An 18,161-nucleotide genomic window follows, 5' to 3' on the forward strand; every position below is an offset into this window, starting at 1 on the left:
GCAGGCCGCCACCCATGGCCGACGAGAGCACACCGGAGCCCACCCCCGCGTCCGGTTCCCCCAGCCGTCGTTCCCTGATCGGCTGGGGCGGCGCGGGCCTCGCGCTCGGCGCCGCCGTGGCCGGCGGGGGTGTGGCGGTCGCGACCCGGGGCGGGGACGGGCCGCGGACGGTCAACGCGGCCGAGACCGGTGCGGCCGTGGCGTTCCACGGCGCGCACCAGGCCGGTGTGGCCACGCCCGTCCAGGACCGGCTGCACTTCGCCGCGTTCGACGTGAAGACGACCGACCGTGCCGTGCTCGTCCAGCTCCTGAAGGACTGGACGCGCGCGGCCGAGCGGATGACCGCCGGCCTCGAGGTCGGCGAGGGCACGGACGGGAAGATCGCCGAGGCGCCGCCGGACGACACCGGTGAGGCGCTGGGGCTGCCGCCGTCGCGGCTGACGGTGACGATCGGCTTCGGGCCGTCGCTCTTCGAGCGCGCGGAGTTCGGGCTGACGGACGCCCGGCCCGAGGCGCTGGTGGAGCTGCCGAAGTTCCCCGGCGACAATCTGGACGCGGCCCGCTCCGGCGGCGACCTGTGTATCCAGGCGTGCGCCGACGACCCGCAGGTCGCCGTGCACGCGATCCGCAATCTGGCCCGGATCGGCTTCGGCAAGGTCAGCATCCGCTGGTCGCAGCTGGGCTTCGGCAAGACGTCCTCGACGACGCCCGAGGCGCACACCCCGCGCAACATGATGGGCTTCAAGGACGGCACCCGGAACATCGCCGGCACCGACACCGCCGGGCTGGCCGATCATGTGTGGGTCTCCGCCGAGGACGGCCCCGCGTGGCTGGCGGGCGGCTCGTACCTGGTGGCGCGGCGGATCCGGATGCACATCGAGACCTGGGACCGGGCCTCCCTGCGCGAGCAGGAGGACATCATGGGCCGGACCAAGGTCGAGGGCGCCCCGATCGGGCGGCAGAAGGAGCACGACGAGCCGCACCTGAAGTCGCTGCGCCCGGACTCCCACGTCCGCCTGGCGCACCCGGACTCCAACAACGGCGCGCGGATGCTGCGCCGCGGCTACTCCTTCACCGACGGGACGGACGGGCTGGGGCGGCTGGACGCGGGGCTGTTCTTCATCGCCTACCAGAAGGACGTACGGGACGCGTTCATTCCCGTACAGCGCAGGCTGGCGCGCCACGACGCGCTGATGGAGTACCTGCAGCACGTGGGTTCGGCGGTGTTCGTGGTGCCGCCCGGGGTGACCGGCCGGGACGACTGGTGGGGCCGGAGCCTGTTCGAAAGCACGAAGGAGGCGTAGGGGCGATGTTCGTCGGCAACTATCTGATCGGGCTGCGCGAGGGGCTGGAAGCCAGCCTCGTCGTGTGCATCCTGGTGGCGTACCTGGTGAAGACGGGGCGCCGCGAGGCGCTGCGGCCGGTGGCGCTGGGCATCGGGCTGGCGGTCGCGCTGTCGGTCGCGTTCCAGGCGGCGCTGCAGCTCACCGAGAACGAGCTGACCTTCAAGGCGACGGAGCTGCTGGGCGGCTCGCTGTCCATCGTCGCGGTGGGTCTGGTCACCTGGATGATCTTCTGGATGCGGCGCACCGCGCGGTTCCTGAAGTCCGAGCTGCACGGGCGGCTCGACTCGGCGCTGGAGCTGGGCAGCGGCGCGCTGGTGCTGGTGGCGTTCCTGGCCGTGGGCCGGGAGGGCATGGAGACGTCGCTGTTCATCTGGACGAGCGTGCGCACCAGCACCGACGGCTCCACGCAGCCGATGCTCGGCGCCCTGGCGGGCATCGCGACGGCGGTCGTGCTGGGCTGGCTGTTCTACCGCGGGGCGGTGCGGATCAACCTGGCGAAGTTCTTCACCTGGACCGGGGCCGCGCTGGTGGTCGTCGCGGCGGGCGTGCTGGCGTACGGCGTGCACGATCTGCAGGAGGCGGAGTTCCTGCCGGGTCTGACGTCGCAGGCGTTCGACATCTCCTCGTGGTACGACAGCGACAGCTGGTACGGGACGCTGCTGAAGGGCATCTTCAACTTCCAGCCGGACCCGACGTGGCTGCAGGTCGGCGTGTGGCTGCTGTACCTGATCCCGACGATGGCCGTGTTCCTGCGGGGCCCGAAGGCCCCGGCCCCGGCTCCCGCCCCCGCGGCGGCGGTGCCGACGGCGGCGAAGAGCGAGTAACGCGCCTGTACATACAGAAGCGGCGGCGGGCCGGTCAGTACCAGCCCGCCGCCGCTCGTGCGTCGTCCTCCGCGTCCTGCGTCCCGGCGTACGCGGCGCAGGCGTCCGTGAGGGACTCCAGCAGCGTCAGCGGATCCGGCAGCGCGAGCTCGTGTCCGCGCTGCCAGCTCACGGTGTCCCCGGACGGCAGCCGGGACGGGGGCAGCAGCACATAGCTGCCGCGGCAGTGCCAGCGCAGGCCCGGATGCTCGGCCATGGTCTCGGGGCGGCAGTCCAGCTCGCACGGCCACCACTCGTCCTCGTCCTCGGGGGTGCCGCGGGTGGTGGTGAAGAACAGCATCCTGGCCCCGTCGGCGGCCACCGGCCCCACCGCGACGCCGTTCGCCTCCAGCCGTACGAGCGCCTCGCGGCCGGCTCGCAGGGGTACGTCCAGCACGTCGGCGGTGATGCCCGTCGCGACGACGAAATTGGCCTCGGGGTAGCTCGCCAGCCACTTCTCGACGCGCTGCGCGTCGGCGCTGGCCTGGCTGTGCCAGGCGAAGGAGACGGGGTGGCGGGCGGGCGTCGGACAGCCGACGCGGTCGCACGAGCAGCCGTAGCCCTCGGGATGCGCGGCGGGGGCCAGCGGCAGCCCGGCGCGGGCGGCGGAGGCGATCATCTCGGCACGCGCTGCCGCCGCCGCGGCTCCGGCGCTCGCGGCGCTCTGCGCCCTGCCCCGGCGCTGCATCCACTGCGGGATTCTGCTCGTACGTGCCATAGAGGTCCTCGGCTCCCCTCGCGCGCACGCCACTTGACCGTCGGGTCATCGATCGGTAAGGCGCGCCTCATTCATGCTGCCACGGTTTACGGGCGTGCTCTGCCACTCTTCGCGGATCCGCCGGTACGGGGACGGGTCACCGACACCCGAATGTTGCGTGACGGAACCCTGGCCGTGATACGCGGCGGCCGGGACCGCGGACTCCGTACGGTCAGAGCCCGGGCGGCCAGGCGTCGCCCCACTGGACGTCACGGGCCGCCTTGTACAGCGGCCCGTGACGCTTGGACACGTTCTCGCCGGTCAGCCCGTCGTCCCCGGTGCACAGCCGCAGCATGACCAGACCCTTGCGCGTCTGCGGATGGCGGACGACGCGGGTGGGCGCCGGTGTCACGGGGAGGCGGACGGCGGCGACGTAGCTGTACTTCTCGTCCTCGTGTCCGAGCGCCCCGCCCTTGAGCTGGCGGTGCAGGGAGCTGCGCTGGACGCGGGCGGCGAAGTGGCACCAGTCGCCGGCGGGGACGGCCTCGCCCGCGTCGGCGATCATGGGGCAGGTGCGGCTGTGCGGGCAGGGGGCGGCGACGGTGAAGCCCGCGTCGATCAGCCGGTCGCGGGCCTCGATGACGCGGCGGTAGCCGTCGGGGGTGCCGGGCTCGACGATCACCACGGCCTGCGCGGCGTCGGCGGCGGCGTCCAGGACGGCGGCGCGGTCCTGTCCGGTGAGCTCGCCCAGTACGTACGAGACCGTGATCAGGTCCGACTCCGGGAGCTCCAGCCCGGTGCCGATGACGGTACGCCGCCACTCGACGCCCGCCAGCGGCGCCAGCCCCGAGGCGGCGGCGAGCTGCCGGCCGAGGTCGAGCGCCGGCTCCGCCCAGTCGAGCACTGTGGTGGCGCGCCCGGCGCCGGGCCAGACGTCGGCCGCCGCCCAGGTCGCGGCGCCGGTGCCGCCGCCGACGTCGGTGTGGGTGGCGGGCGTCCAGTCGCCGGCGGCGGCGTCGAGGGCGGTGAGGGCGGCCCGTACGGCCCCGAAGGTCGCGGGCATCCGGTACGCGGCGTAGGCGGCCACGTCGGCGGCGTCACGCAGGACGGGGGTGGCGGTGGGGGTGGTGCCCCGGTAGTTGTCGATCAGCCGGTCGACGGCCTGCGCGGTCCGCCGGGCGGGCAGCCCGGCCAGCGCGCCGGTCAGGGTCCGGCGGAGTGCGTCCTCGGTCTCGTTCACCGGGCGAGTTTATTCGGGTTTGCCGTGCGTTGCCCGCGCCGGTATCCCCGGCAGACCCGCTTGTCCGGCTGGGGGTCCGGGGGTCATCCCCCGGGATAAGCAGCAGGACCACGTACACAGAGGAGGACAAACGCCGCCCCGGCCAGCACCGAGCACGTCACCTGCGTCACCGCCATCGGCACCGCCGTGTGCTCCCCCGCGACGCCCACCAGCGGCGAGGCGATCGCGCCGGTGAGGAACGCCGACGTGCCCAGCAGCGCGGACGCGGATCCCGCCGCGTCCCTGGCGCGCATCAGGCCGAGGGCGTTGGCGTTCGGCAGGACCAGCGCCAGCGACGACATCAGCGCGAAGAAGCCCGCCGCCATGGGGGCGAGCCCCACCTCCCCGAAGACCCCCAGCGCCATCAGCAGCAGCGCCGTGGACGCCAGCGTGACCAGCACCAGCCCGGTCCCCAGCACCTTCTCCAGCGCGACCCGTCCGACGAGCAGCCGCCCGTTGATCTGCCCCACGGTGATCATCCCGAGCGCGTTGGCGCCGAAGAGCAGGCTGAACGTCTGCGGCGACGCCCCGTGGATCTCCTGCATCACGAACGACGACGCCGACACGTACGCGAACAGCGCCGCGAACCCGAAGCTCCCCGCCAGCAGATACCCGCTGAACGCCCGGTCCGCCAGCAGCCCCCGCAGCGCGGCCACGGTCGTCCCGAACCCCCCTGAGTGCCGCCGCCCCGGCGGCAGGGTCTCCGGCAGCTTCCGCGCCACGACCGCGGTGATCGCCGCCCCGACCACGGCCAGCACCACGAACACCCCCCGCCAGTCGGTGACCCGCAGCACCTGACCGCCGATGAGCGGCGCGGCGATCGGCGCGATCCCGGACACGAGCATCAGGGACGAGAAGAACCGGGCCATCGCCAGCCCGTCGTACATGTCCCGCACCACGGCCCGCGCGATGACCACCCCGGCCGCCCCCGCGAGCCCCTGGACCAGCCGGAACCCCATCAGCACCGGCACGTCCGGCGCCAGCGCGCACGCGACGGTGGCGACGACGAAGACGGCCATCCCGGCGAGCAGCGGGCGGCGCCGTCCCCAGCGGTCGGAGAGCGGGCCGACGATCAGCTGGCCGAGGGCGAGGCCGGCGAGGCAGGTGGTGAGCGTGAGCTGGATCCCGGCGGCCGAGGAGTGCAGTTCGGCGGCGGCGGCGGGGAGCGCCGGGAGGTACATGTCCATGGACAGCGCCGGCATGGCGGTGAGCCCGCCGAGCATGAGGACGACGAGAAGCCCGGCGCGTACCGCGGGCGCCGGGCTCCCGGTGGTGCCGGTGGTGGTCGGGGCGGGCGGGGTTATGCGGTCGGGACCGCGCATCGGGGCTCCTGCGAAGGTGACGGGCAGGCGCCCATTCTCGCAGGGCGGTCCGACCGCCTTGTCACCCCGGGACCAGCCCCGGGTGACCGGCCTCGGAGACATAGGAGGCGGCCACCGCGATGGGGGCGCCGGGGGTGGTGACCTGCGGCACCGTCAGATAGTCCGCGCGCAGGTGCGAGGGGTCGAGCGTCACCCGCAGATAGCCGCGCTGCCCGTTGTAGTACTTCAGATGCGCGTTGGACGCGAAGAGCCGGTCGTAGTTCGCGGGCCGCGCCGAGCCGTTGCCGCCGCTGGAGATGGACGTGCCGACGAGCTCGACGCCCAGCGTCCGGGAGGCGGGGTCGGTGAAGTCGCGCTTGATGTCGAACCCGTAGTGGACGTGGACGTCGCCGGTGAGGACGACGAGGTTGTCCACGCCGGCGGTCTCGGCACCGGCGAGGATCCGCTCGCGCGACGCCCGGTAGCCGTCCCACGAGTCGTGGCTGCACAGATAGTCCGGGGTGGGCTGGTCGCGCCGTTCGCTGAAGACCACCTGCTGGGGTACGACGTTCCAGCGGGCCGCCGAGCGCCGCCAGCCGTCGATCAGCCAGCGCTCCTGGGCGTCGCCGGTCATGGAGCGGGCGGGGTCGAAGGCGGCCGGGTGGGGCGGCTGCCAGTTCTCGCCGGGCGCCTGGACGCTGCGGTACTGGCGGGTGTCCAGGACGTCGAACTGGGCGAGGCGTCCGAAGTGCATCCGGCGGTAGAGCCGCATGTCGGGCCCGTCGGGCTGCTGCGGGGCGCGCAGCGGCATGTTCTCCCAGTACGCGCGGTACGCCGCGGCCCGCCGGACCAGGAACTCCTCGGGCGGGACGCCGCCCTCGCCGTGTTCGTCGGCGTAGTTGTTCTCCGTCTCGTGGTCGTCCCAGGTGACGACGAACGGGTGCGCCGCGTGGGCGGCGCGCAGATCGGGGTCGGACTTGTAGAGCGCGTAGTGCAGCCGGTAGCGGGCGAGGGTGTCGGCCTCGTGGTTCACCGCGTCGGGCAGCGTGCCGGCCGGGTAGGCGCGGATGCCGCCGGCGGAGTTCACGGGGCCCTCGTAGAGGTAGTCCCCGCAGTGGAAGACGGCCTGCACGTCGTCGTCGGCGAGGTGGCGGTAGGCGGTCCAGTAGCCCTGGATGTAGTACTGGCAGCTGACGACGGCGAAGCGCACCCGGCTGTTGTCGGCGCCGGTCGGCGGGGCGGTGCGGGTGCGTCCCGCCGGGCTGGTCCAGGGGCCGGTGCGGAAGCGGTAGAAGTACTCGCGGTCGGCGTCCAGGCCGCGGACGTCGACGTGCACGGTGTGGTTGAACTCGGGGTGGGCGAGCGTCGTCCCGCGCCGGACGACCCGGCCGAAGCGGTCGTCGCGGGCGATCTCCCAGGACACCGGGAAGGCGAGCGCGGGCAGGCCGTTGCCGGGTTCGAAGAGCACGGGGGCCAGCCGGGTCCACAGGACCACGCTGTCGGGCAGCGGGTCGCCGGAGGCGACGCCGAGGGTGAACGGGTCGGTGGTGATCGAGGCCGGATCGGCTTCGGCGGCGTGGGCGGCGGGCAGATTGGTGGCGAAGGCGAGCGCGGCCGCGGCCGAGGTGACTGTCAGGAAGCGTCGCCGGGTGAAGTGCCGTGCCGCGGCACGGAGTTCTGCGTCGTGCGGCGAATGCGTCATGGATCCAGTGGAGTGGCGGAAGAGAACGATCCTCTGTCATGTGCACAACATTCGGATAACATCCGGGCAACGAGCGCACCCCGTAGGGTGAGCCCATGCAGCAGCAGTCGAAGGTCGCGGTGGTCACCGGCGCCGGCTCCGGGATCGGCCGCGCGGTGGCCGTCACCCTGTCCGGCGCCGGCTGGGACGTCGTCCTCGCGGGCCGCCGCCCCGACCCTCTCGCGGAGACGGCCCGCCTCGCGGGAGGCGCCACCCCGGTGCCGGCGGACGTCACCGAGCCGGAGCAGGTGGACGCCCTGTTCGCCGCCGTGCGGGACCGGTACGGGCGCCTGGACCTGCTGTTCAACAACGCGGGCCGGTTCGGTCCCGCCGCAGGGCCGGACGAGCTGTCCGTCGCGGACTGGAGGGCGGTGGTGGACACCAACCTCACCGGCGCGTTCCTGTGCGCGCGGGCGGCGTTCCGGCTGATGAGGGAGCAGGACCCGCGGGGCGGGCGGATCATCAACAACGGCTCCGTGTCGGCCCACGCCCCACGCCCGCACTCCATCGCGTACACGGCGACCAAGCACGCGCTGACGGGCCTGACGAAGTCGCTGTCGCTGGACGGCCGCCCGTACGACATCGCCTGCGGCCAGATCGACATCGGCAACGCGGCGACCGAGATGACCGAGCGCATGCAGACGGGCATCCTGCAGGCGAACGGCACGACGGCCGTGGAGCCGGTGATGGACGCCGCCGACGTGGCCCGGACCGTGCTGCACATGGCGTCCCTGCCGCTCACCGCCAACATCCCGTTCGCGACGGTGATGGCGACCGCGATGCCGCTGATCGGCCGCGGCTGACGCCTCCCGGCAGGACACCGCCCGCGGGCGCGCCTACCGTTCCCCTATGGGGCCCACCGAACTGCCGCGGGTACGGCCCATGCTGGCCGTCCCCGGCGCGCTGCCCTCCGCCGCGGCCGACGCCGGCTTCGGGTACGAGCTGAAGTGGGACGGCATCCGGGCCGTCGCCTACGTCCCCGGCGACGGCTCACTGACCCTCCTGTCCCGCAACGACAACGACGTCACCGCCCAGTACCCCGACCTCGCCCCGCCCCCCGCCGGGCTCCCGCCCTGCGTCCTCGACGGCGAGATCGTCGCCCTCGGCCCCGACGGCCGCCCGTCGTTCGCCGCGCTGCAGCGCAGGATGAACCTGACGCGCGGGGAGCAGATCCGCCGCCTGGCCGCCGAGGTGCCCGTCACGTACATGGTCTTCGACGTCCTCCACCTCGACGGCCGCCCCACCCTCCGCGACACGTACCGCCGCCGCCGCGAACTGCTCGCGGAGCTGCCCGTGGACGGCCCCCGCTGGTCCGCGCCCCCGTACTGGGAGGGCCACGGGAAGGAGGCCCTGGACCTCACGCGGGAGCACGACCTCGAGGGCCTGCTCGCCAAACGGCTCGACTCGCGCTACTACCCGGGGCGCCGCAGCGACGCCTGGCTGAAGATCAAGAACATCCGCACCGAAGAGGTCCGGATCGGCGGCTGGACCCGGGGCGGCGGCAGCCGCCGCGGCGCGTTCGGGGCCCTGCTCCTCGGCCTGGAGACCGACGGGGGCCGCCTCACGTATGTGGGGAGCGTCGGCAGCGGCTTCTCCGCGCGGGCCCTGGCGGAGCTGCAGCCGCTGCTGGACTCCCTGGCCCGCGACACCAGCCCGTTCGACGGCCCGCTCGACGACCGGCACGTCCGCGGCCGGGACGTGCACTGGGTGGAGCCGGAGCTGCTGGCGGAGGTGCGGTACGGCGAGCGGACGCCCGCCGGCCGACTGCGGCATCCGGTGTGGCGGGGGCTGCGTACCGACAAACAGCCCCTGAGACGCGGACGGCGGGGGCGGGGGGCCGACTGAACGGCCCGCCCGCCCCCGCCGTCACCTCACCCGCGCCCCTATCCGCGGTCCCGCTGTGCGCGACGCTGACCCTGCGGGGTCGTCTTGCTGTGCGACTTCGCATCGAAGTGCGCGGACATCCCCGCCTGGCGCTGCGAGTCCTTCAGACGCTCGTTGCGCGCGTCCATGGCCTCCCGGAAGGCCTCGTTACCGCCGTGCTTGTGGCGGTCGGAGTCGTGTTTGTGGTGCTTCGCCATAATGAATTGCCTCCTCATGACGTTCATCCCACTGTGCCACGAATGGCCTACCCCGGCACCTCGTACCGCTCCTCGAACAGCGGCGCCAGCAGATCCCCGTACTCCTCGACCCGCTCCGCAACCTCGTCCGGCAGGAAGACGAGGTCCTCCGGCTTCGCGCACGCCCCGACCTCGTCCCAGTCCAGCGGGGTGGACACGGTGGGCCGCTCCCGGGCCCGGATCACATAGGGGGCGACGGTGGTCTTGGCGCGGTTGTTCTGGCTCCAGTCGACGAACACCTTGCCGCGCCGCAGCTCCTTGGCCATCCGGTGCAGGACGAGTTCGGGGCTGCGCTCCTCCAGCCGTACGGCCAGGGCCTTCGCGTACGCGCTGGTGTCGGCGGCGGGGGCGGGCTCGATGGGCACGTACAGATGCAGGCCCTTGGAGCCGGACGTCTTGGGCCAGGCGTCCAGCCCGTCCTCGGCCAGCGCCTCGCGCACCAGCAGCGCGGCGCGGCAGCACTCGACGACGGTCGCGGGCGGCCCGGGGTCGAGGTCGAACACGATCCGGTCGGACACGCCGGGCTCGGTCACCCGCCATTGCGGTACGTGGATCTCGACGGCCAGATTCGCCGCCCACAGCAGGGTGGACAGGTCCTGGACGAGCACGTGGTGGACGGTGGAGGACTTCGTCGGCACGTCGGCCGTGCGGACCCAGTCCGGGGCGCCCGGGGGGACGTTCTTGGCGAAGAAGCGCTCGCCGTCCACCCCTTCGGGGAAGCGCAGGAAGGACGCGGGGCGGTCGTGGAGGTGCGGCAGCAGCACCTCGGCGATCCGCGTGTAGTAGTGCAGGACCTCGCCCTTGGTGAAGCCCGGGACCGGGTAGAGCACCTTGTCGAGGTTGCTCAGCCTGACCTTGCGCCCGTCGATCTCCGCGATCTTCGTCATCGCCGGGAGCCTCAGGCGGCCTTGCGGGTGGACTTCTTGGCGGCGGTCTTCTTCGCGGTGGTCTTCTTCTTCGCGGCGGCCTTCTTGGCCGGGGCCTTCTTCTTCGCGGCGGGAGTCTCCTCCTCCCCGCGGGAGGTCTTCGCGGCCTTGACGCTGGCCTCCAGCGCGGCCATCAGATCGATGACCTTTCCGGGCTTCTCCTCCGCCTCCTCCCGTACGACCGGCGGGCCCTCGCCCTCCTTGGAGGCGACCAGCGCCTCGACGGCCTCGCGGTACTCGTCGGTGAACTCGTCCGGGTCGTAGCCGCCGAGCGCCTCCATGAAGGAGTCGACCATCTCCAGCTCCTGCTTGCGCACGGTCACCTTGTTGTCCGGCGCGATCCCCTTGGCCGGCCGGACCTCGTCCGGCCAGAGCATGGTGTGCAGCACGAGGACGCTCTCGCCGCCGCTGTCGTGCACCCGCAGCAGCGCGGGCGCCTCCCGGCTGCGCAGGGCCACCTTGACGACGGCGACCCGCCCGGAGCGCTCCAGCGCCTCGCGCATCAGCACGTACGGCTTGGCGGCGGAGGCGTCGGCGGCCTTGATGTAGTAGGCCCGGTTGAACTGGATCGGGTCGAACTCCTCCGACCGGACGAACCCCACCACGTCGATGATCTTCTTGGAGGGCAGCGGCAAATCCGCCAGCTCGTCGGGCGTCAGCATGACGAGCTCGCCGTCGCCGGTCTCGTACGCCTTGGTGATGTCGGCGTACGGGACCTCCTCGTCCTCCAGCTCGCAGACCCGGCGGTAGCGGATCCGGCCGCCGTCCTTCGCGTGCACCTGCTTGAAGGACACACCGCGCTCCTCGGTGGCCGAGAAGAGCTGGACGGGGATGCTCACCAGGCCGAAGGAGATCGCGCCCTTCCAGATGGATTTCACCGGATCTGTCCTCTCCGCGGGGATAGGCACGATCGTAGGGTCGGTCCGCGGACCCCGCCCGGCGACAACGCGAGACCCGCGCTGCGCGCGCGGGCCTCGCTCTCTGCTGGGACAGGACTCTGGGGGTCAGAACCAGCGCTTGTCCCGGCTCTTGCCGCCGCGGCCGGAGACGTCGTCGGCCGCCTCCCGCGCGGCCTTGCGCCCGGCCTCGGTGCCGGTCTGGGCCTGGCTGCGGCTCAGCCGGCTCTCGTGCCGGCCCAGCCGGGCCTGCTCGGCGTCCTGGCGCCCCTGCTGCATCGCGGGGTTCTGGCGGAGTTCGTCGCGCTCGCGCGTGCCCGCGCGGTCGCGCATCTCGTAGCCCTCCTCGACCTCACGGATCGTGATCGCGGAGGCCGCGCCCGCCTGCCGGGCGGCCGGGTTGTTCTCGACGATCTCCTCCTGGCGGAGGGTCGTCTCGAACGTCTGCGTCTCGGCCACGCGGTTCACCCCGAGGCTGCACTTGGCGTACGGCTCGGAGACCTTACGCACGACCACCTCGTTGCCCTCGCCGAAGAGCGGCAGCTCGATGCTGCGGTCGACGAACTCGTGGTGGCGTCCGGGCACCAGATCGCCCTGCACCTCGGCGCGGCTGATCACCGCCTCGTCGTGACCGCGGGTGATCTCGAACCGCTCGGGGTGCTCGGTCACCCGGATCGACACCGAGGCGCGGCCGATCTCCTGGTCGGACTTGGCGGCCTCCACCTCCAGGCGCTCGCGGTAGGCCCACACCTCCTGCTGTTGGCTGGACATGGCCCGGCCCGCCTGGAGCTGCTCGGCCTCGCTGAGGCCCGTGTGCTCCCTGCCGATCCCGGTCTCCGACATGCCGCCGCTCTCACCGCGCCCACGCAGGCCCGCGGACTTGCGTTCGGCGCCGAGCCCCTGGGCCGCGTCCGTCGCCTTGTCCATGGCGCCCTTGCCGAGGCCGCCGCTGCCACCCCTTGCTTCGTTCTTGTCGCTCTGCACAGTTCCTCCCGCTGGCTCGATGAGTCCAGGGTCACGTTCGCGGCTCCGTCGAGGATCGACAAAGACCGACATAACCCCATGAAACCCCTAGCCCGACCGGGTGTCGACCGGAAGAGGTAACTGCCCGCTCGACCTGCGTAAACGCTCCGTGAGGGTGGGTCCGGACGTGGCGTCCGGGCCCACCCCGCGCCATCAGCGCCCGGCCCCGTCCCCCCGGCCGCGCTGGACGCTCTCGGCGATCCGCTTGATACGCCGCAGCCGGGCGTCCCACGCCTCGCCCACCGAGGCGAGCTGGGCGACGGCGCGCGCGAGCCGCTCCTCGTCCACCCGGTAGCGCTTCTCGCGGCCGGCGGACGCGGCGTGCACCAGGCCGACGCGGTCGAGGACGCCGAGGTGCTTGGCGACCGCCTGGCGGGTCACGGGCAGCCGGTCGCTGAGCCCGGTCGCCGTGCCGGTGCCGTCCGCGAGCAGCAGGTCGAGCAGCCGGCGGCGGGTGGGGTCGCCGACCGCGGACCACAGGTCGTCGTCGACGACGGTCACGACGCCGCCGCCAGCCGCCCGGCGTACTCGCCGAGGCGGGGGACGAAGACGCTCCAGCCGGCGGAGTGGTCCTTGTGCTCGGCCGCGACCTTGGCCTCCTCCCAGCCCATCTCGCGGAACCCGGTCTCGGTGAGCTTCACCGTGGTGCCGCCGCCCTCGGGGACGAGCTCGATGGTGACGAGCAGCGAGTCGGCGAGCTCGTCCGCCGTGCCGTCGGGGTAGCACCAGCGGAAGGCGAACAGCCGGGGCGGCTCGACGGTCACCACGGTCATCGCCTGGACGATCTCCCGGTCGCCGAAGACGAGTTCACCGCCGCCGCCGGCGACGGGCTCGAAGGAGGCGTCGTCCGTCCACCACTCCCTGATGTGCTCGGGCCGGCTGACGACGTCGAAGACGACCTCGGGTGTGGCGTCCACGTGGATCTCGCGCTCGATGCTTCCGTACTCCATGGCCCTGCTCCTCCACTTATACGCAACTATCGGTTGCGCATGAGAGTAGCGCGGGAGGCGTTCCGGCGCAACCATTGGTTGCGTTGCAGGCCGCGAGAAAGGGGGTGGCCGGGGCGGCCACCCCCTCACCCACCGCTCAGAAGGTCAGCTTCCAGCTGTCGATGTAGCCGACGTCGCCCGAGGCGACGTCCTGCACCCGCAGCCGCCACAGCCCGTTCGCCGGCTCGGACGAGGCGTTGACGGTGTAGGTGGCTAGGACGTTGTCGGCCGAGTCGCTGCCGCTGGAGTTCTTCAGCCGGTACGCGGTGCCGTCCGCCGCCAGCAGGTCGATGACCAGGTCACCGCGCCAGGTGTGCTTGATGTCGACGCCCACCTTCAGCGTCGCGGGCGCGTTACCGGTGAGCCCGCTGACCGTGATCGGCGAGGTCACCGTGGTGTTGTCCGCGATGGTCACGTCGGTGGCGTTCTCGAACGTCGGCCCCGGCGGTACGGGGACGGCCGTGCCGAGGGTCCAGACCGCGTACGCGAGGGCGTCGCTGTTGCGGTCCAGGGCGGTGTCGTTGATGTTCGCGGACGTGTCGCAGGACGCGTGGTAGCAGCGGTCGAACGCCTGCCCGGCCGTACCGCCCCACTTGGTCGCCTGGGCGGAGGTCTTGGCGCGCTCGGCGCCCGTGAAGATGCCGCCGACCGGGATGCCGGCGTTCTTGAACGGCGCGTGGTCGGAGCGTCCGTCGCCCTCGGTCTCGATCTCCGTGGGCACGCCGATCGAGGCGAAGTAGTCCTTCAGCACGCCCTCCAGCGTCGGGTCGTCGTCGTAGACGAAGTAACCCGGGTTGGGCGAGGCGATCATGTCGAAGTTCAGATAGCCGCTGATCCTGGCGCGCTCGGTGGCGGGGAGGTTGTTCACGTAGTACTTCGACCCGATCATGCCGAGCTCCTCGGCGCCCCACCAGCCGAACCGCAGATGCTGCGTGGGCTGCAGCCCCGCGCGGGACACGGCGAGCGCGGTCTCCAGCACCCCGGCCGACCCCGACCCGTTGTCGTTGATCCCGGGGCCGGCGGTCACCGAGTCCAGATGGGCGCCGGACATCAGGACCTGGTTCGGGTCGCCGCCGGGCCAGTCGGCGATGAGGTTGTAGCCGGTGGCTCCGCTCGAGGTGAACGTCTGGAGGGTCGTGGTGAACCCGGCGGCGTCCAGCTTGCCGCGGATGTAGTTGACCGACGCCAGGTAGCCGGGGCGGCCGTGGGCCCGGTTGCCGCCGTTGGCGGTGGCGATGGACTGCAGCTGGGCGAGGTGCGCCTTGACGTTGGCGAGGGGGATGTCGGGCGCCGCGACGGTCGGGGCAGCGGTGGCTGCCGGTGCGCCGGCGGTGGGGGCAAGCACAACGACGGCCAGGGCTGTCAGGGCCCCGGCCGCGGTACGGAACTTGTGCGCACGACGTGGTGACATTCGGCACTCCCGGGATGGAGTCGGTTGACGTGAGCATGATGGTCCCGGGGGGCCGTGGGGGCGTCAAGACCGTAAAACGGACGGATGTGTTCGGATAACGGGCAGACGAGGGCCCCGGGTGCGCCTGGCGCTTCCCGGGGCCGGTGGTACGTGTCGTACGGGTACGGGTCAGCAGGTGTCGACGTCACCCGTCACCCGGATGAAGGCCGCGCTGGCCCATCCGGTGTCGACCCAGTACCACCACTGGTTGCCGTTGACGGACTGGCCTTCGGTGACGCAGAAGACCGGGCCCTCCTCGCCCGGCCGCAGCACGCCGGCCTTCGGGCTGTCGGACGTCGGGTCCCGGCGGATGTTGACCTGCGTGTGGGCGGTCACCCGGCCCCAGCCGACGTTGTGCTGCTGGGGTGCGGGAGCGGGCGCGGGGCCCGGCGGGGGCTGGGAGGCGGTGTTCCAGTTCCAGTCCCAGTCCCAGTTCCACTCCGTCCCGCAGCCGCTGTCCGAGCACGGGGCTCCGGCCGCCACCGCCGCCGGACGGGCCGCGGACGCGGCCGTCGCGCCCGGTGCGGTGGCGGCCACCAGACCGCCGGCCAGCGCGCCCGCCGTCACCAGCGACACCGCGGAGCGGCGCATCGAGATGTACACGATCGGCTCCCTCCACTTGCGCGTGCCCCTCCAGTAAGGCCCGCCCCCGCCCCGTCTGCCACCTCAGCCGCGTCCGCGCAGGTCACAGGCCCTCCGCCGGAAAATCCGGCGACCGGCCGTACCCCCCGGGGCTACGCTCCGCGCGTGACCTCCGCAGACCGGCTCCTCGCCTTCACCGCCATGTCCTTCCTGCTCATCGTCGTCCCCGGCCCGAGCGTCCTGTTCGTCATCGGCCGCGCGCTGTCCCAGGGCCGCCGCGCCGCGCTCACCACGGTCCTCGGGAACACCGCCGGGGCGCAGGTGCTGGTGTTCGCCGTGGCCCTCGGCGTGGGGACGGTCGTCGAGCGGTCGGTGCCGGTGTTCACGGCGCTGAAGCTGGCCGGAGCGGCGTATCTCGTCTACCTCGGGATCAGGGCGGTACGGCACCGGGGCGCGCTGCGCGAGTCGTTCGCCGGGACCGCGGCGGAGGAGCGCGGGACGGCCCGTACGCTGTGGGAGGGCTTCGCGGTGGGCGTGGCCAACCCCAAGACCATCGTCTTCTTCGCCGCCGTGCTGCCGCAGTTCGTCGACCGGGAGGCCGGTCACGTCACCGTGCAGATGCTGCTGCTGGGCCTGATCTTCAACGCCATCGCCGTCACCATGGACAGCCTCTGGGGCCTGACCGCGGCCACCGCCCGGGAGTGGTTCGCCCGTTCCCCGCGCCGGCTGTCCGCGGTCGGCGGGATCGGCGGGCTGACGATGATCGGCCTCGGGGTGACCGTCGCCGTGACCGGCCGCAAGGACTGAGGGCGCCGCGCGATACCGATACGCAACCGGTTGCTGGTAGGCCGTTCCCTGCACGTGCCACACCCACTGCACTCACCGGAGGCGGACTTGCCCCAGGACCTGCCCCAGTCAAGGCTCCAGTCCAGATCACGCCGGGCGCGGCTGACAGCGGCCGTGGCCGCGGCCGCGTTCACGCTGCCCCTGCTGCAGGCGGCCCAGCCCGCCGCGGCCGACGACGACGCCACCGCGCTGCAGCGGGCGTTCGCCGACGCCGCGGCCGACAGCGGCGTCCCCGAGGCGGTGCTGCTCGGCGTCTCGTACCTGCAGTCCCGCTGGGACGGACACGACGGCGCCCCCAGCGTCGTCGGCGGCTACGGGCCGATGCACCTCACCGACGCGGACGGCGCGCTCGCCGCCGCCGGGCAGCGGGGCGACCACCACACCGAGGGCACCGAGGACCCGCGCGGCGACACCGACGGCCCCGTCTCCCTCCCCGCCCCCACCCCCGCGGACACCCCGTCCGCCGGGGACTACGAGACCCTGGAGCGCGCGGCCGGCCTCACCGGCCTCGCCCCGGACCAGCTGCGCGCCGACGACGCGGCGAACGTCGCCGGCGGCGCCGCCCTCCTCGCCGACACCCAGCAGCGGCTCGGGCTGCCCGCGAGCGCCGACCCCGCCGACTGGTACGCGGCCGTGGCCTCCTACGCCGGCTCCGACTCCCGCGAGGCGGCGACGGTGTTCGCCGACGACGTGTACGCGGTGATCGCCGAGGGCGCCGCCCGTACCACCGACGAGGGCCAGCGCGTCGCGCTGCCGGCCACCGCCGTGGCGCCCCGTACCGAACAGGCGTCGCTGCTGGGCATGGAGTCGCAGGGCAGCGACCCGCGCGCCGAGTGCCCGCCGACCGTCGCCTGCGACTGGATCGACGCGGCGTACGCGCAGTACCCGCGGGCCGACGGATCCCTCACCTACGGCAACCACGACAAGGGCAGCCGGCCGGCCACGCAGAAGATCAAGTACATCGTCATCCATGACATGGAGGGCTACTACCAGGGCTCGATCAACCTGGTGAAGACTGCCACGTACACCGCCTCCTGGCAGTACAGCCTGCGCGCCTCGGACGGCGCGATCGCCCAGCACCTGCCGGCGAAGGACGTCGGCTGGCAGGCCGGCAACTGGTACATCAACGCCACGTCCATCGGTCTGGAGCACGAGGGCTTCCTGACCGCGCCGGACACCTGGTACACGGAGGCGATGTACCGCACGTCGTCGCGGCTGGTGCGCTATCTGGCGCAGCAGAACGACATCCCGCTGGACCGCCACCACATCCTCGGCCACTACAACGTGCCCGGCATCGGCACCGCGAACATCGCCGGCATGCACACCGACCCCGGCCCGTACTGGGACTGGGACCACTACTTCCAGCTGCTGGGCCGCCCCATCACCCCCAGCGCCGGCACGCACAGCAACCTGCTGACGATCCGCACCGACTACGACTCCAACAACCTCCCCTTCACCGGCTGCACCGGCGCCAACGTGCTGTGTCCCGCGCACGGCTCGGAGCCGGTGCGGCTGCACGTCTCGCCGTCGGACGACTCCGCGCTCGTCCCGGACTTCGGCACCCACCCGGGCAACGGGACGTCGACCATCGGCGTCAACGACATCGGCGCCCGCGCCTCCACCGGCCAGCAGTACGCGGTCGCGGACCGCTCCGGGGACTGGACGGCGATCTGGTACAACGGCCGCAAGGCCTGGTTCCACAACCCGGCCGACAGCCCGACCGCGGTGCCCAGCCGGGGCTTCGTCGCCACGCCGAAGGCCGGGCGGGCGAAGGTCGACGTCTACGGCGTCGCGTACCCGCTGGCCTCGGACTATCCGGCGGGCGTGGCGGTACGGGCGTTCGCGCCGCTGCCGTACGAGTTCCTGGCGGGCCAGAGCTACGCGGTGGGCGGTGACGGGGAGCCGTTCACGGGCGAGTTCTACTCGGCGGTGACCTTCGACCCGGCCAACCACCAGGTGGTGCGCGGCCAGTCGTACTACCAGATCCAGCTCGGCCACCGGATCGCGTTCGTCCGGGCCGACCAGGTGGACGTGGTTCCGTCGCGTCCCTGACCGCACGTGGCCCGGCCCCTTCCCGGGGGCCGGGCCTTTCATCCGGGCGT

General features: G+C 72.7%; 18 protein-coding genes. 6 read left to right on the top strand and 12 right to left on the bottom strand.

Going from position 1 to position 18,161, the window contains the following annotated elements; all coding sequences use genetic code 11:
* Positions 1 to 14: 14 nt before the first annotated feature.
* Complete coding sequence (gene efeB / locus SRB5_RS06645; protein WP_153450510.1) at positions 15 to 1,304, top strand: iron uptake transporter deferrochelatase/peroxidase subunit; 1,290 nt, start codon at positions 15 to 17, stop codon at positions 1,302 to 1,304.
* A 5-nt stretch (positions 1,305 to 1,309) separates the two neighbouring features.
* On the top strand, positions 1,310 to 2,170 hold the full coding sequence (gene efeU / locus SRB5_RS06650) for an iron uptake transporter permease EfeU (protein ID WP_153450511.1): 861 nt from the start codon (positions 1,310 to 1,312) through the stop codon (positions 2,168 to 2,170).
* A gap of 34 nt (positions 2,171 to 2,204) precedes the next feature.
* On the opposite strand, the gene SRB5_RS06655 is transcribed toward efeU, so the two are convergent.
* The 4 genes from SRB5_RS06655 to SRB5_RS06670 all read right to left on the bottom strand — a co-directional run bounded on the left by SRB5_RS06655 (position 2,205) and on the right by SRB5_RS06670 (position 7,188).
* Positions 2,205 to 2,927 carry a bifunctional DNA primase/polymerase gene (locus SRB5_RS06655; RefSeq protein ID WP_153450512.1) on the bottom strand — a complete coding sequence of 241 codons (723 nt, stop codon included), beginning with the start codon at positions 2,925 to 2,927 and terminating at the stop codon, positions 2,205 to 2,207.
* 211 nt (positions 2,928 to 3,138) lie between these two features.
* Complete coding sequence (locus tag SRB5_RS06660) at positions 3,139 to 4,146, bottom strand: small ribosomal subunit Rsm22 family protein (RefSeq protein WP_323377189.1); 1,008 nt, start codon at positions 4,144 to 4,146, stop codon at positions 3,139 to 3,141.
* Positions 4,147 to 4,229: 83 nt separating this feature from the next.
* The gene (locus SRB5_RS06665; RefSeq protein ID WP_153450513.1) at positions 4,230 to 5,507 is read right to left on the bottom strand and encodes a multidrug effflux MFS transporter; all 1,278 of its coding nucleotides are present in this window, start codon (positions 5,505 to 5,507) and stop codon (positions 4,230 to 4,232) included.
* A 61-nt stretch (positions 5,508 to 5,568) separates the two neighbouring features.
* The gene (locus SRB5_RS06670; protein WP_153450514.1) at positions 5,569 to 7,188 is read right to left on the bottom strand and encodes an alkaline phosphatase D family protein; all 1,620 of its coding nucleotides are present in this window, start codon (positions 7,186 to 7,188) and stop codon (positions 5,569 to 5,571) included.
* A 95-nt stretch (positions 7,189 to 7,283) separates the two neighbouring features.
* Here SRB5_RS06670 and SRB5_RS06675 point away from each other — a divergent pair, with 95 nt between their 5' ends.
* Positions 7,284 to 8,030 carry an SDR family oxidoreductase gene (locus SRB5_RS06675; protein WP_153450515.1) on the top strand — a complete coding sequence of 249 codons (747 nt, stop codon included), beginning with the start codon at positions 7,284 to 7,286 and terminating at the stop codon, positions 8,028 to 8,030.
* Between the two features lie 46 nt (positions 8,031 to 8,076).
* Positions 8,077 to 9,072: a non-homologous end-joining DNA ligase gene (gene ligD, locus SRB5_RS06680; RefSeq protein WP_153450516.1), complete on the top strand. Its 996-nt coding sequence runs from the start codon at positions 8,077 to 8,079 to the stop codon at positions 9,070 to 9,072.
* Between the two features lie 38 nt (positions 9,073 to 9,110).
* Here the strand turns inward: ligD (SRB5_RS06680) and SRB5_RS06685 are convergent, their stop codons facing one another.
* From SRB5_RS06685 to SRB5_RS06720, 8 genes are all read right to left on the bottom strand, one after another.
* Positions 9,111 to 9,308: a hypothetical protein gene (locus SRB5_RS06685; RefSeq protein ID WP_153450517.1), complete on the bottom strand. Its 198-nt coding sequence runs from the start codon at positions 9,306 to 9,308 to the stop codon at positions 9,111 to 9,113.
* A gap of 47 nt (positions 9,309 to 9,355) precedes the next feature.
* Positions 9,356 to 10,234: a non-homologous end-joining DNA ligase gene (gene ligD, locus SRB5_RS06690; protein ID WP_153450518.1), complete on the bottom strand. Its 879-nt coding sequence runs from the start codon at positions 10,232 to 10,234 to the stop codon at positions 9,356 to 9,358.
* An 11-nt stretch (positions 10,235 to 10,245) separates the two neighbouring features.
* Positions 10,246 to 11,151, bottom strand: coding sequence for a non-homologous end joining protein Ku (gene ku / locus SRB5_RS06695; protein ID WP_323377190.1), 906 nt, complete (start codon positions 11,149 to 11,151; stop codon positions 10,246 to 10,248).
* Positions 11,152 to 11,277: 126 nt separating this feature from the next.
* The gene (locus SRB5_RS06700) at positions 11,278 to 12,153 is read right to left on the bottom strand and encodes a DUF2382 domain-containing protein (RefSeq protein ID WP_194292860.1); all 876 of its coding nucleotides are present in this window, start codon (positions 12,151 to 12,153) and stop codon (positions 11,278 to 11,280) included.
* 192 nt (positions 12,154 to 12,345) lie between these two features.
* Complete coding sequence (locus tag SRB5_RS06705) at positions 12,346 to 12,693, bottom strand: ArsR/SmtB family transcription factor (protein WP_323377191.1); 348 nt, start codon at positions 12,691 to 12,693, stop codon at positions 12,346 to 12,348.
* Positions 12,690 to 13,142: an SRPBCC domain-containing protein gene (locus SRB5_RS06710; RefSeq protein WP_153450845.1), complete on the bottom strand. Its 453-nt coding sequence runs from the start codon at positions 13,140 to 13,142 to the stop codon at positions 12,690 to 12,692. Before SRB5_RS06710 ends, SRB5_RS06705 begins: the two co-directional genes overlap by 4 nt.
* Positions 13,143 to 13,278: 136 nt before the next feature.
* Entirely contained in the window at positions 13,279 to 14,592 is a 1,314-nt protein-coding gene (locus SRB5_RS06715) for a M28 family peptidase (protein WP_153450520.1), read from the bottom strand.
* A gap of 168 nt (positions 14,593 to 14,760) precedes the next feature.
* Positions 14,761 to 15,234: a hypothetical protein gene (locus SRB5_RS06720; protein ID WP_153450521.1), complete on the bottom strand. Its 474-nt coding sequence runs from the start codon at positions 15,232 to 15,234 to the stop codon at positions 14,761 to 14,763.
* Positions 15,235 to 15,378: 144 nt separating this feature from the next.
* Between SRB5_RS06720 and SRB5_RS06725 the strand changes: the two genes are divergently transcribed.
* Positions 15,379 to 16,020 carry a LysE family translocator gene (locus SRB5_RS06725; protein WP_323377192.1) on the top strand — a complete coding sequence of 214 codons (642 nt, stop codon included), beginning with the start codon at positions 15,379 to 15,381 and terminating at the stop codon, positions 16,018 to 16,020.
* Between the two features lie 87 nt (positions 16,021 to 16,107).
* A complete protein-coding gene (locus SRB5_RS06730; RefSeq protein WP_228389854.1) occupies positions 16,108 to 18,111 on the top strand; it encodes an N-acetylmuramoyl-L-alanine amidase in 2,004 nt (667 codons plus the stop codon).
* Positions 18,112 to 18,161 lie beyond the last annotated feature (50 nt).

The organism is Streptomyces smaragdinus (assembly GCF_009604385.1).
Taxonomy (GTDB): domain Bacteria; phylum Actinomycetota; class Actinomycetes; order Streptomycetales; family Streptomycetaceae; genus Streptomyces; species Streptomyces smaragdinus.